The organism is Glaciibacter kafniensis (assembly GCF_039538945.1).
GTDB lineage: Bacteria > Actinomycetota > Actinomycetes > Actinomycetales > Microbacteriaceae > Cryobacterium > Cryobacterium kafniensis.
In genome coordinates this window covers 1,612,683-1,625,208 of record NZ_BAABCN010000002.1, presented here as the reverse complement: position 1 = coordinate 1,625,208, position 12,526 = coordinate 1,612,683, and the positions used below count along the sequence as shown (strand labels likewise).

General features: G+C 64.6%; 12 protein-coding genes and 1 tRNA gene. 9 read left to right on the top strand and 4 right to left on the bottom strand.

From position 1 onward, the window contains the following. Window positions 1-108 precede the first annotated feature (108 nt). Window positions 109-600 (bottom strand): MarR family winged helix-turn-helix transcriptional regulator, encoded by a 492-nt coding sequence (locus tag ABD791_RS08065; RefSeq protein WP_345064395.1) that lies wholly within the window; start codon window positions 598-600, stop codon window positions 109-111. Window positions 601-812: 212 nt separating this feature from the next. On the opposite strand from ABD791_RS08065, the gene ABD791_RS08060 reads away from it, so the two are divergent. The 3 genes from ABD791_RS08060 to ABD791_RS08050 all read left to right on the top strand — a co-directional run bounded on the left by ABD791_RS08060 (window position 813) and on the right by ABD791_RS08050 (window position 3,442). Beyond that, a tRNA-Gln gene (locus tag ABD791_RS08060) sits at window positions 813-884 on the top strand. A gap of 156 nt (window positions 885-1,040) precedes the next feature. Next, the gene (glmU, locus tag ABD791_RS08055; protein WP_345064392.1) at window positions 1,041-2,465 is read left to right on the top strand and encodes a bifunctional UDP-N-acetylglucosamine diphosphorylase/glucosamine-1-phosphate N-acetyltransferase GlmU; all 1,425 of its coding nucleotides are present in this window, start codon (window positions 1,041-1,043) and stop codon (window positions 2,463-2,465) included. Then, a complete protein-coding gene (locus tag ABD791_RS08050) occupies window positions 2,465-3,442 on the top strand; it encodes a ribose-phosphate diphosphokinase (RefSeq protein ID WP_345064390.1) in 978 nt (325 codons plus the stop codon). The genes glmU and ABD791_RS08050 overlap by 1 nt, the downstream gene beginning before the upstream one ends. 228 nt (window positions 3,443-3,670) lie before the next feature. Here the strand turns inward: ABD791_RS08050 and gndA are convergent, their stop codons facing one another. Beyond that, window positions 3,671-5,074, bottom strand: coding sequence for an NADP-dependent phosphogluconate dehydrogenase (gndA, locus tag ABD791_RS08045; protein WP_425562240.1), 1,404 nt, complete (start codon window positions 5,072-5,074; stop codon window positions 3,671-3,673). 257 nt (window positions 5,075-5,331) lie between these two features. On the opposite strand from gndA, the gene ABD791_RS08040 reads away from it, so the two are divergent. The 4 genes from ABD791_RS08040 (at window position 5,332) to ABD791_RS08025 (ending at window position 9,295) form a co-directional block, all read left to right on the top strand. Continuing rightward, window positions 5,332-5,844 (top strand): gluconokinase, encoded by a 513-nt coding sequence (locus ABD791_RS08040; protein ID WP_345064384.1) that lies wholly within the window; start codon window positions 5,332-5,334, stop codon window positions 5,842-5,844. Further along, the gene (locus ABD791_RS08035) at window positions 5,844-7,244 is read left to right on the top strand and encodes a GntP family permease (RefSeq protein WP_345064381.1); all 1,401 of its coding nucleotides are present in this window, start codon (window positions 5,844-5,846) and stop codon (window positions 7,242-7,244) included. The genes ABD791_RS08040 and ABD791_RS08035 overlap by 1 nt, the downstream gene beginning before the upstream one ends. 175 nt (window positions 7,245-7,419) lie before the next feature. After that, entirely contained in the window at window positions 7,420-8,193 is a 774-nt protein-coding gene (locus ABD791_RS08030; protein ID WP_345064378.1) for an SDR family oxidoreductase, read from the top strand. 61 nt (window positions 8,194-8,254) lie between these two features. Then, on the top strand, window positions 8,255-9,295 hold the full coding sequence (locus ABD791_RS08025) for an L-idonate 5-dehydrogenase (protein WP_345064376.1): 1,041 nt from the start codon (window positions 8,255-8,257) through the stop codon (window positions 9,293-9,295). Between the two features lie 45 nt (window positions 9,296-9,340). Here the strand turns inward: ABD791_RS08025 and ABD791_RS08020 are convergent, their stop codons facing one another. Next, window positions 9,341-10,057 (bottom strand): FadR/GntR family transcriptional regulator, encoded by a 717-nt coding sequence (locus tag ABD791_RS08020; protein ID WP_345064373.1) that lies wholly within the window; start codon window positions 10,055-10,057, stop codon window positions 9,341-9,343. A 309-nt stretch (window positions 10,058-10,366) separates the two neighbouring features. Here ABD791_RS08020 and ABD791_RS08015 point away from each other — a divergent pair, with 309 nt between their 5' ends. Then, window positions 10,367-10,942, top strand: coding sequence for a 50S ribosomal protein L25/general stress protein Ctc (locus ABD791_RS08015; protein ID WP_345064370.1), 576 nt, complete (start codon window positions 10,367-10,369; stop codon window positions 10,940-10,942). A gap of 38 nt (window positions 10,943-10,980) precedes the next feature. Next, complete coding sequence (gene pth, locus ABD791_RS08010) at window positions 10,981-11,562, top strand: aminoacyl-tRNA hydrolase (RefSeq protein ID WP_345064581.1); 582 nt, start codon at window positions 10,981-10,983, stop codon at window positions 11,560-11,562. 67 nt (window positions 11,563-11,629) lie between these two features. Here pth and ABD791_RS08005 read toward each other — a convergent pair whose 3' ends face one another. Further along, the gene (locus tag ABD791_RS08005) at window positions 11,630-12,487 is read right to left on the bottom strand and encodes a sugar phosphate isomerase/epimerase family protein (protein WP_345064368.1); all 858 of its coding nucleotides are present in this window, start codon (window positions 12,485-12,487) and stop codon (window positions 11,630-11,632) included. Window positions 12,488-12,526 lie beyond the last annotated feature (39 nt).

Genomic DNA, 12,526 nt, shown 5'->3' with positions numbered 1-12,526 from the left:
ACCTCGGCTTCGACGTCACCCTCACACCATCGGAGGCAGCATAAGCCATTTCATTTACCTAATAGACGCGTGCTCGCAAGCTCGCGCGCTCCTCAATCACCGAGGTCGTCAGTCGAAGTCGAGCGAGAGCTTGCGCAAGAGCCCCGCGAGACGCTCCTGGTCCGCCGCTGACAACGTGGCGAGCAGCTCGGCCTCGGCATCGACGAGGCGAGTGATCGCGGCATCGACGCGCGTAAGCCCGCCAGAGGTCATGCCGACCAGGATGCCACGCCCATCGTTCGGGTCGGTGCGCCGGGTGACGAGGCCCCGCTCGACGAGCCGGTCGATGCGATTCGTCATGGTTCCGCTCGACACGAGCGTCTGCAGCAGCAACATCTTCGGGCTGAGTTCATAGGGATGTCCCGCGCGGCGAAGCGCCGACAGCACGTCGAACTCCCACGACTCCAGCTCGGAGCGCGAGAACGCGGTGCGCCGTGCCCGGTCGAGGTGCTTCGAGAGGCGACCGACTCGGGAAAGCACCTGCAACGGCGCAAAGTTCAGATCTGGCCGTTCGCGCAGCCAGGCGTCAACGATACGGTCGACTTCATCACTGGCAGGCATCCGTCTATTATCGCCGCTTCGGCGGGAAACTCCGGCGAGGCTGCGGCGTGCGCCCCCGCTCGTGTGGGCGAATTCGCGTGCAAACTGACGCGAATCCACGCGCAAGCTGATGCGAATCAGCGGGCAAACTCCTGGGATAACTCGCGTACGCGGCGCGACAAGCCTCTCGGATCTGGCAGACTTGAACGCGATACCGGCCCCGGCCGGCGTCATCCGCCGTGGTGTAATGGCAGCACGACAGCCTTTGGAGCTGTTAGGTCTAGGTTCGAGTCCTGGCGGCGGAGCAGTTTTTCTCAGTGACACCCTTAGCGACACCCTCAGTGACACCCTCAGCGACACCCTAGTTTTTACCGCAGCGAACAGCATCACCTGCTCCAGCACCTGCAGCATTCACAGCCCCGATGACGCGGACCAGCACCTGCAGAACTCAAGGAAACGATATGACAGACCAGAAACTCGCAATCATCGTTCTCGCCGCTGGGCAGGGCACTCGCATGAAGTCCGCGCTTCCGAAGCTGCTCCACCCCCTCGCCGGGATGCCGATCGTTGGCCACGTGCTGGCCACCGTGCAGACTCTCGATGCCGCACATATCGTCTCGGTCGTGCGTCACGAACGTGACAGCGTGGCCGCAGTGATCACCGAGCAGCTCCCGGCCAGCCTGATCGTCGACCAAGACGAGATCCCCGGCACCGGTCGTGCCGTCGAGCAGGCCGTTGCCGCGCTTCCCGACGACTTCGACGGTGACATCCTCGTCGTGAATGGCGACGTTCCGCTTCTCGACGCCGACACGCTCGCCGAGTTCATCGCCGCGCACCGCGCCGGTGACACGTCGGCAACCGTACTCTCCGCCCACTTCGACGATGCGACCGGTTACGGCCGCATCATCCGCTCGGAGTCCGGCAGTTTCGACCGCATTGTCGAGCAGAAAGACGCGACGGAGGCCGAGCGCGCCGTCGACGAGATCAATGCAGGCGTCTACATCTTCGCCGCAGCCGAACTGCGCGATCAGCTGGCGCACCTCGGCACCGACAACGCGCAGGGCGAGAAGTACTTGACGGATGTGATCGGTCTGCTCCGCGCGGCCGGTTCCGATGTCAGCGCCGTTCCCGTTGTGCACTCGTGGCTCGTTGCCGGCATCAATGACCGCGCCCAGCTCAGCGAAGCAGCCCTCCGCCTGAACGCGCTCATCGTGCGTGGCTGGCAGCTGGCCGGCGTGACAATCGTCGACCCGGCAACAACCTGGATCGACCTTCACGCACAGCTGGCTCCGGATGTGACGCTGCTTCCTGGCACGCAGATCCAGGGGGCGACCGTTGTCGCCACCGGCGCGATCGTCGGGCCGGACACCACCTTGCTCGACTGTGAAATCGGCGAGAACGCAGTCGTGAAGCGCACAGACGCGACTCTCGCAGTGATCGGCGCCGGCGCATCCGTTGGACCGTTCGCCTATCTTCGACCCGGCACTGTTCTGGGTGAAAATGGCAAGATCGGAACCTTCGTCGAGACCAAGAACGCCACGATCGGCGAGGGAAGCAAGGTTCCGCACCTCAGCTACATCGGTGACACCGTGGTCGGCGTCGGCTCGAACGTCGGAGCGGGCACGATCACGGCGAACTACGACGGGGTGAACAAGCACAAGACTGTCGTCGGCTCTCACGTTCGCACCGGATCGCACAACGTGTTCGTCGCCCCGGTTAGAATTGGTGACGGAGCCTACACCGGAGCAGGAACAGTCGTGCGAAAAGATGTGCCGGCTGGTTCACTTGCGATCAACGTGGCTCCACAGCGCAACATGGACGGCTGGGTACAGGCCAACCGCCCGGGAACAGACGCAGCTCAAGCTGCATCAGAAAGCGGAGACTAGTGTCGGAGATCAAGACCAAGGGCGAAAAGCGACTAGTACTGGTTTCGGGGCGAGCTCACCCCCAGCTGGCCATCGAAATCGCAGAAGAACTTGGTTGCGAACTCGTACCCACCGACGCGCGCACCTTTGCAAACGGTGAAATCTACGCTCGGTTCGACGAGAGCGTGCGCGGAACTGACGCCTTCGTCATCCAGTCGCACACCGCTCCGATCAACGAATGGCTGATGGAACAGCTCATCATGGTCGACGCATTGAAGCGTGCCTCGGCGAAGCGCATCACCGTCGTCGCCCCGTTCTATCCCTACGCTCGCCAGGACAAGAAGGGTCGCGGTCGCGAGCCGATCTCGGCACGCCTCGTCGCCGACCTGTTCAAGGTCGCCGGTGCAGACCGCATCATGTCGATCGACCTGCACGCCGCGCAGATCCAGGGCTTCTTCGACGGCCCTGTCGACCACCTCTTCGCGATGCCGGTGCTGCTCAAGCACATGCGCGAACAGCTCGACCCGACGACGCTGACCGTCGTCTCACCCGACATGGGCCGCGTGCGCGTCGCTGACATCTGGAGCGACAAGCTCGGGGTTCCGTTGGCCATCATCCACAAGCGTCGCGACCCGCTGGTTCCGAACCAGGTCTCGGTGCACGAGATCGTCGGTCAGGTCGAAGGCCGCGTCTGCCTGCTCGTCGATGATCTCATCGACACCGGCCGCACGATCGTCAAGGCGGCGGAGGCCCTCAAGGCGGCCGGCGCCCTCGGAGTCGTCGTCGCGGCCACTCACGCCGTTTTCAGCGACCCAGCCATCGAACTCCTGCAGAGCGAGGCGATCTCCTCTGTCGTCGTCACTGACACCCTCCCCGTGCCGGAGGAGAAGCGCTTCCCGACCCTGACCGTGCTGCCGATCGCACCGCTGCTGGCTCGCGCCATCCGCGAGGTCTTCGAAGACGGTTCGGTCACGTCGATGTTCGACGGCGCCGCTTAGTCACACAACGTACACAGAACGCCCGTGCCTCGAGTTCATCGAGTCGCGGGCGTTTTCGTTTCTGCGTGCGGATGCCGCTGCCGCTCGAGTGCGCGAGCGCACACATCCGTGATGCTCAACCTCACCCGGGTACACAAACGCCGAGCTTGACACTTCCGGTCGAGACCCTCTGGTGTGCCAGGGGAACTCGACCGGAAATGTCAAACTCGGCGAAAGGGGTGGTGCTGACTAGTGCGACGAACCCGCCGACTCGATCTCGGTGCGGTCGCCCGACCACAGCGTGTGGAACGTGCCCGGCATGTCGACGCGCTTGTAGGTGTGCGCACCGAAGAAGTCGCGCTGTCCCTGCACGAGGGCGGCGGGCAGGCGCGGGCTGGCCAGCGAGTCGAAGTAGCTGAGCGCCGAGGCGAAGCCGGGAACCGGGATGCCCGACAGTGCGGCGGTCGAGACGATGCGGCGCCAGGCCGACTCGCCGTCGGCAACAGCCTGAGCGAAGTACGGGTCGACGAGCAGGCTCGTGATCGTGGCGTCGTTCGCGTAGGCATCCTTGATGCGGTTCAAGAACTGGGCGCGGATGATGCAGCCGCCGCGCCAGATCGTGGCGATGGCGCCCTTGTCGATGTTCCAGTCGTACTTCTCGGCACCGGCGATGATGGCGTCGAAGCCCTGCGCGTATGCCACGATCTTCGAGGCGTAGAGCGCTGCGCGCACGTCGTCCTGGAAGGTGTGGCCGACGACGGCGATCTCCGGGCGGGCGGTGATCGTGGCGCGAACCGGTCCACGCTGTTCGGGGTGGCTGGACACGGCACGGGCGAACACGGCTTCGGCGATGCCGCCGACGGGAACGCCGAGGTCGAGGGCGTTCTGCACGGTCCAGACGCCGGTTCCCTTGGAGCCTGCTTCGTCGAGCACGATGTCGACGAACGGCTTGCCGGTCTTGGCGTCGACCTGACGCAGAACCTCTGCGGTGATCTCGATCAGGTAGCTCTCAAGTTCGCCCGTGTTCCACTCGGCGAAAATGTCGGCGATCGCGGCGGGGGAGTGTCCACCGACCTGGCGGAGCAGGTCGTAGGCCTCGGCGATGAGCTGCATGTCGGCATATTCGATGCCGTTGTGGATCATCTTGACGAAGTGACCGGCGCCATCCGTGCCCACGTGCGTGACGCAGGGGACACCGTCGACGACGGCTGCGATCGACTCGAGGATCGGGCCGAGGGTCTTGTAGGCCTCGACTGAGCCGCCGGGCATGATGCTCGGGCCCTTGAGTGCGCCCTCTTCGCCACCGGAGATGCCGGCGCCGACGAAGTTCACGCCAGTGGCGCGCACCGTCTGCTCGCGACGGATGGTGTCGTGGAAGTCGGCATTGCCACCGTCGACGATGATGTCGCCTGGCTCGAAGAGCGCGGTGAGCTGGTCAATGACGGCGTCGGTGCCCTTGCCGGCCTGCACCATGATGATGGCGGTGCGCGGGCGGGCGAGCGAGGCGACGAAGTCCTCGATGGTTTCGGAAGGCACGAAGCCTGCCTCGGGGTGCTCAGTAGTGAGCAGGCGGGTGCGTTCGGGGGAACGGTTGTACACGGCGACGGTGTTGCCCTCGCGGCTGGCCAGGTTGCGGGCGAGGTTCGAGCCCATCACCGCCAGTCCTACTACGCCAATGTTTGCCTGTGCTGCGCCGGTTTCGGCCACGTTCGCTCCTTCAGGTTGCTGGTTTTGAGACCAGTTCAAGGCTACTGCGTGAATCGAGTGGGCGCGGCCCGCAGTCACTCTCCAGTGATTTTGACAGAGCAGATGTCAATGTTAGCGTTTGAGATTGAAATCTGATTTATTGCTCGCCGAACGCGAAATAAGCAGATCCGAAGAAGCATCTGAAGTTAAGTAGCGGAGCGTCAATGAGTGATGAAACCCAGTACCCCATCTGCGTAATGGGCGTCCAGGGAAGCGGAAAGTCCACCATCGGGCGGTCTCTCGCCACAGCCCTCGGACTTCGCTTCTTCGATGGCGACGACCTGCACAGCGTCGAGGCCAAAGCCAAGATGGCCTCCGGACATCCGCTGACCGACGAAGACCGCCTGCCCTGGCTCACGCGCATCGCCGTGGTCATCGCGGATGCCGCCTCCCACGGTGAGCCCATCGTCGTCGCCTGTTCCGCCCTCAAGCGCAGCTACCGCGACCTCATGCGTGAGACCGCACCGACGTTGTATTTCGCACAGCTCGAAGGCAGCCAGGCGTTGATCGCCGAGCGCCTCTCGCACCGCAACCACGAGTACATGCCCCCCACACTTCTCGATTCGCAGTTCGCCACGTTGGAGCCCCTGGCTACCGATGAGGCGGGAACGCGCGTTTCGCTCACGCTCACCCCCGATGAAATCGTCGTGGAAATTATGAAAGAGATAGGACACTGATGACCGATCTAGAGATGAACTGGGTGTTGTCGACACCCGCGCTTCTGGGCATTGCCGCCGGAGCGATCGGCCTGCTGCTCGTGCTGATCATGAAGTTCAAGGTTCACGCGTTCCTGGCGCTGATCCTGGTGAGCATGCTGACCGCTGTGGCCACCGGCATCCCGACCGCCAGCCTGGTCAAGGTGCTGACCGACGGGTTCGGCGGCACGCTGGCCACCGTGGCTCTGCTCGTGGGTCTCGGCGCCATGCTCGGCCGGATGCTTGAAACCAGTGGCGGCGCGCAGGTGCTGACGGATGCCCTCATCCGCAAGTTCGGTGAGAAGCGGGCCCCGCTCGCTCTCGCCGTTGCTTCGCTGATGTTCGGATTCCCGATCTTCTTCGATGCCGGCCTGGTCGTCATGCTGCCGATCATCTACTCGGTGGCTCGTCGCCTCGGCGGATCGTTCCTGCTCTACGCCTTCCCCTCTGCGGTGGCGTTCTCGGTCATGCACATCTTCGTTCCGCCGCACCCTGGCCCCGTTGCGGCAACCGGACTGCTCGGCGCCGACGTCGGTCTCGTGCTGATCTTCGGTCTGATCGTTGCGCTGCCCACCTGGTACTTCGTCGGACACCTCTTCGGCCGCTACATCGGCAACAAGTACAACATTGCGGTTCCGTCGATCATGCGTGGCACGACCAACGACTTCGTTGACTTCGCCTCTGCTCCGAAGCTCGGCACCATCCTCACCCTGCTGCTGCTGCCGCTCATTCTGATTTTTATGAACACCGGCCTCAACATGGCAGCCACGGCCGGCCTCGTCTCGCTCGACAACACCTGGGTACAGATCCTGCGCACGCTCGGTGAGACCCCGGTTGCGCTGCTGATCACCGTCTTCCTCGGCATGATTCTGCTCGGATGGAAGAAGCGCAAGTCGTCGAGCCTGATCGAGGCTGTCGTCGACAGCGCGCTCGGCCCGGTCTGCTCGGTCATCCTGATCACCGGTGCCGGTGGCATGTTCGGTGGCGTTCTGCGTGCCAGCGGCATCGGAAACGCGATCGCCGACTCCCTCGATGCGATCGGCCTGCCGGTCATCGTCGCCGGCTTCGTGATCGCCGCCGTCGTGCGCATCGCCCAGGGTTCGGCCACGGTCGCGCTCACCACTGCCGCTGCGCTCGTGCAGCCGGTCGTGCTCGGCAACCCGGACTTCAGCCCGGTGCAGCTCGCCGCAATCGTGCTGAGCCTCGCTGCGGGCTCGGTCTTCGCCGGTCACGTCAATGATTCCGGGTTCTGGCTGGTCAGCCGCTTCTTCGAGATGGACACCAAGACCACTCTGAAGACGTGGACCGTCGGTCAGGCACTCATCGCGGTCATCGGCTTCGCGTTCGCGCTGACGATCTTTCTCGTCGCCGGGCTGCTCTAAGCCACGGCTCGACGGCTGAGGGAGGGGAACGCAACTTCTCCTCCCTCAGCTGCACTGGCGGGTGTTCACGAGGGGTGTTCATCAGTCGTCCAGACGCACCCGTTTCACTTGGGTGACCCGCATCATCCGTTTCACCGAGATTTTTCGTTTTACCTGTGCTGAAAGGCGGTGCCTCATGGCATCCACACTCTTCGACATCGATGGGCGCGTCGCGCTCGTGACCGGATCCAGCCGTGGAATCGGGCGAGCCATCGCCGACGGCCTCGCCGAAGCCGGCGCGATCGTCGTGCTGAACGGCGTCAACGCAGAGCGTCTCGCCGAGACCCACGCCGACTTCGTCGCCCGGTTCGGCGCCGACCGCGTTTTCGCGCGCGCCTTCGATGTGACGGATGCCGATGCGGTGGCAGCCGGGATCGCCTGGGTTGAAGAGACCGTCGGTCCGCTGCGCATCCTGGTCAACAACGCGGGCGTGCAGCACCGCGTGCCGATGCTCGACCTCGACGTCGCCGACTGGGAGCGCGTGCTGAAGACCAACCTCACCAGCGCATTCCTGGTCGGACGCGAGGCGGCACGCCACATGATTCCGCGCGGCGAAGGCAAGATCATCAACATCGCCTCAGTGCAGACCGACCTCGCGCGCCCGACGATCGCCCCGTACACGGTCTCGAAGGGCGGCATCCGCAACCTCACGCGCGCGATGACTGCCGAATGGGCCGAGCACGGCCTGCAGATCAACGCCATCGCGCCCGGCTACATCCACACCGAGATGACTCAGAACCTCGTCGACGACGAGAAATTCAACTCCTGGATTCTCGGCCGCACCCCCGCGCACCGCTGGGGCACCATCGAAGATCTCGTCGGCCCGGCCCTCTGGCTCGCCGGCGACGGTTCGAAGTTCGTCAACGGGCAGGTCGTCTTCATCGACGGCGGCATGACCGTCGTCGTCTGATCCGTCCCCTCGTCTCAACCGCTCTTTTCAACCGCCGCACGATCACTACGCAGGAGTAGCCATGTCACTTCCCACCGAAACCCTCGCCGTCGTCGCCCACGCCGCAGGCGACCTGCGCGTCGACACCATTGCGGTCGCGCAGCCGTCGAATGGTGAAGCGCTCGTCGAGATCGCCTACGGCGGAATCTGCGGCTCCGACCTGCACTACTGGCAGCACGGCGCAGCGGGGGAGTCGATTCTCAAGGCGCCGATGGTTCTCGGTCACGAGATCGTCGGAACCGTGGTGCAGCAGGCCGCCGATGGCACCGGCCCCGCAGTCGGCACCCTGGTCGCCGTGCACCCCGCCACTCCCGGCGCCGGCGACGGCTCGGCCTACCCGGCCGAGCGCCCGAACCTCTCGCCGGGTTGCACCTACCTGGGGAGCGCCGCACGCTTTCCGCACACCGAAGGTGCCTTCGCGAAGTATGCAGCCCTGCCGACGCACATGTTGCGCGCGCTTCCTGCCGGCCTGTCGCTGCGTGATGCAGCGCTCACCGAACCGGCCAGTGTCGCCTGGCACGCCGTCTCGCGGGCTGGCGACCTGACGGGCAAGCGCGTGCTCGTGATCGGCGCCGGACCCATCGGCTCGCTCATCGTCGCCGTCGCCAAGCGTGCCGGCGCATCCGAAATCATTGCCACCGATATGCACGAGCTGCCGCTGGAGAACGCCGTGCGTCTGGGCGCAACCGGCACGCTCACCGCGACGGATGCGGACGCGATCGCCGCCGTCTCGGCCGACGTCGTCTTCGAGTCGTCAGGCAGCCCGCGCGGACTGGCCTCGGCCGTGCGCGGTGCCGTGCGCGGTGGCCGCGTCGTCATGGTGGGTCTGCTTCCCTCCGGCGAGCAGCCCGCGCTGATCTCGCTGGCGATCACCCGTGAGCTCGAGCTCGTCGGGTCGTTCCGGTTCAACGACGAGATCGACGAGGTGCTCGCGGCCCTCGCCGACGGATCCCTCGTCATCGATCCCGTCGTCACCCACGAGTTCGCCGCCGCCGACGCCCTCGAGGCGTTCGACCTGGCCCGTGACTCGTCGCGCTCCGGCAAGGTGCTGTTGCGCTTCTAGGCGCCGGTGATCGTAATCTCGACAAACTCGACCAGCGAAGTGCGCTCAGGCGAAATACGGCCGCGGCGTGTCTGCCCAGGTCGGCTCCACCTCGGCGATCGTGCGCCGCATGATCAACTCCATGGCCGCACGCGCTTTCTCCGGGTGCCCGCCCTGAATCGCGTCGGCGACGTCGACGTGCCACTGCAGCGCCGTCTCATGCGGCCGCGCCGGCATCAAGCCCAGATCGGTGCGTCCGGAGAGCACGGCACCGATCGGCTCATCGAGGCTCGCAAACATCTCATTGCCCGAGCCGTGCAGAACCAAGCGGTGAAACAGGATGTCCAACTCAAGAAAACGGTTCAGGTCGCCCGCTCTCCCGACGGTGCGCATCTGCGCGGCAACCGCCATCAGCTGAGCCGAAAGCTCCTCAGGGCAGTGTTGCGCGGCAAGTTCGGCGGCCATCGGCTCGACGGCGGAACGCAGCTCGCTCAGCGAGCGCAGCTGGGCGCCCTTGCCCTCGCCCTCGAGGCGCCAGCGAATGACGGTGGGGTCGTACGCGTTCCAGCGTTCCTGCGGCAGTACACGGATACCGATGCGCCGCACCGACTCGACGAGTCCCATCGCGGCGAGCACGCGGATGGCCTCACGCACGACGGAGCGGCTCACGCCCTGGGTCTGAGCAATATCGTCCGAGTGCAGCACTGTGCCGGCGGGGGAGCGGCCGTCGATGACTGCGCGCCCCAGCTCGTCGATGACACGGTTGTGGAGGCTGAGCGGCATGGGTGCAAATGTACCGCGTCGGCGCCGCCGGGTGCGGGTGCCTCGCTGGGCGGGGCAAAACGAGGGCATGTCGGCAGCGGGGGTCGCAATCAGGTAAAGTTGACCTTTGAACTTCGGCGAGGGACGCCGCCTCCTGGCAACAGGGAGCAGTTTCCGTAATCGACGCGGCGAAAAGGCCTTCGGCTTTTCCTCACGCTGACATGCGTTCGAGTTGAACCAGTATCCACCGCGAATCTCGCACTGCGATTCTCGCATCGCGAAATCTCGCGACAACGAACTGGGCTGAAGAAGCCCGCAAGGAGAACCATCATGGCTAACGACAACAAGGTTTCCGCAGACCTGCGCGAAAAGTTCGGCAAGGGCTTCGCCCGTCGCCTGCGCGTTGACGGCAAGATCCCCGCCGTGATCTACGGCCACGGCACCGACCCGGTGCACGTTGCACTTCCCGCACACGAGATGACCCTCCTGCTGCGCAAGGCGAACCAGGTCCTCGAGATCGACCTCGCCGGCACCACCCACCTCGCCCTCGTCAAGGACGTTCAGCGCGACCCCGTTCGCCAGATCATCGAGCACCTCGACCTCATCGTCGTCGTCAAGGGTGAAAAGGTTCAGGTTGAAGTTGCTGTTCACACCGTTGGTGACGTTGCTTCCGGCAACAACGTCGACCTGGAGACCAAGACCCTCCTGCTCGAGGTCGAAGCAACCCACATCCCCGAGAACGTCGTCATCGACGTCACCGGCCTCGAAGACGGCACCCAGGTTCACGCCAAGGATGTCCCGCTGCCCGCCGGCGCTTCGCTCATCACTGACGCCGACCAGCTCATCCTCAACGTCTACACCCCGCGTGGCGAAGAAGAAGAAGTCGCTGCACCTGCCGCCGAGTAATCATTTTCACCTGGTTTCGTTCTAAGCGGAGGAATCCCCTGGATACGAATCTCTGGCTCGTAGTCGGGCTCGGTAACCCCGGGCCCGGCTACGCCGGCCACAGACACAATGTCGGTCAGATGGTTCTGGCCGAGCTTGCACATCGCATGCAGGCGAATTTCAAGAACCACAAAGCCAACGCGCAGGTCGCTGAGGGGCGCACTGCTCCCGGCGGGCCCAAGCTCGTGCTGGCCAAGCCGAACTCGTTCATGAACGTGTCGGGCAAGCCCGTTTCCGCGTTGCTGCGCTTCTATTCGATTCCGCCCAGCCGGCTGATCGTCATTCACGACGAGCTCGACCTGCCCTTCGACAGCCTCAAGCTGAAGATCGGCGGCGGTCACGGCGGTCACAACGGGCTGCGCGACATCATCGCGTCCACCGGCACCGGCGATTTCATTCGCTTGCGAGTCGGCGTCGGTCGCCCTCCCGGCCGTCAAGACGCCGCTGACTTCGTGCTGCGTGACTTCACCGCGGCCGAGCGCGCCGTTCTGCCGTCGATCATCGATGAAGCGGCGGATGCCGTGGAGCTGGTGGCCGTCGAGGGGCTCGCCGCCGCGCAGCAGAAGGTGCACAGCCCGTAACTCGGGTCGTGTGCTCGAGCCCAGCTGGGTTCTGCCCAGCCGGGCTCGTGCTCGATAAGCTCGCGCGCTAGAAGAGGTCGGCGTAGCCCAGTGCGACCAGGTTGTCGTATGAGGTTTGCAAGCACTCCAGCGGGGTGCGGCCGTACTGCTCGTCCTGCTCGACCAAGAGGTACTGAGCGCCGATCTCCTTGCTTGTCTCGATGATCGAGACGAAGTCGAGATTGCCCTCGCCGACCTCGGCGAACTGCACTACATCCTTGAACGCCGCCATGAATGCGGGGAAGTCGCCCTTGGTCAGCGCCTCGAAGCCCGCGGGGGCGATCTGGCCGATGCGGTAGTCCTTGAGGTGCACCATGGCAACGCGGTCGTTGTACTTCTTCAGGGTGGCGACCGGGTCGAGCCCGCCGCGCTGCACCCAGTGCACGTCGATCTCGAGACCCATCAGCGGGGCGCGATCGGCGATGATGTCGAGCAGATACCTGCCGTCATACTTCGCGAACTCGATGTGGTGGTTGTGGTAATACAGGCCGATGCCCTGTTCGTTCAGGCGTGCCGCCATCTCGTTGCTCGCGTCACAGAACTCGAATACTGCGTCGAGGGACCCCATCGCGTCGAACGGCAGCATGCCGATGCGGATCATCGTTGCGTCGAGTGTTTTCGCGTCGGCGACGATCTTGTCGAAGTCGCCGGTGAGGGATTCGCCGCCCATTGGGCCCGGCTTCAGCCCGGCGGAGAGGGAAGCGATGTCCATGCCGAGTTCGTCGCGGGCGCGTGTAAGCTCAGCCACGTTCTCCGGCGTCATCGGGATCTGCGAGATCTCCACGGCGTGGTAGCCGATTTCGCTCACCTGCCGGAGTGTTTCGAAGGGGCCCACCTTCGCGAAGTTGTCCTTGAGCATCATTGCTTGTACGCCGATTTTCGCCATTGCTTCGTTCTCCTTGAGCTGGGTTCAGTGTCTGGAAGG

Excerpts from the sequence above, each read along its gene's own strand:
- ABD791_RS08065 (WP_345064395.1), bottom strand. The coding sequence starts at position 600 with ATGCCTGCCAGTGATGAAGTCGACCGTATCGTTGACGCCTGGCTGCGC.
- glmU (WP_345064392.1), top strand. The coding sequence starts at position 1,041 with ATGACAGACCAGAAACTCGCAATCATCGTTCTCGCCGCTGGGCAGGGC.
- gndA (WP_425562240.1), bottom strand. The coding sequence starts at position 5,074 with ATGGGCTCGAACCTCGCCCGCAACCTGGCCAGCCGCGAGGGCAACACC.
- ABD791_RS08040 (WP_345064384.1), top strand. The coding sequence starts at position 5,332 with ATGAGTGATGAAACCCAGTACCCCATCTGCGTAATGGGCGTCCAGGGA.
- ABD791_RS08035 (WP_345064381.1), top strand. The coding sequence starts at position 5,844 with ATGACCGATCTAGAGATGAACTGGGTGTTGTCGACACCCGCGCTTCTG.
- ABD791_RS08030 (WP_345064378.1), top strand. The coding sequence starts at position 7,420 with ATGGCATCCACACTCTTCGACATCGATGGGCGCGTCGCGCTCGTGACC.
- ABD791_RS08025 (WP_345064376.1), top strand. The coding sequence starts at position 8,255 with ATGTCACTTCCCACCGAAACCCTCGCCGTCGTCGCCCACGCCGCAGGC.
- ABD791_RS08020 (WP_345064373.1), bottom strand. The coding sequence starts at position 10,057 with ATGCCGCTCAGCCTCCACAACCGTGTCATCGACGAGCTGGGGCGCGCA.
- ABD791_RS08015 (WP_345064370.1), top strand. The coding sequence starts at position 10,367 with ATGGCTAACGACAACAAGGTTTCCGCAGACCTGCGCGAAAAGTTCGGC.
- ABD791_RS08005 (WP_345064368.1), bottom strand. The coding sequence starts at position 12,487 with ATGGCGAAAATCGGCGTACAAGCAATGATGCTCAAGGACAACTTCGCG.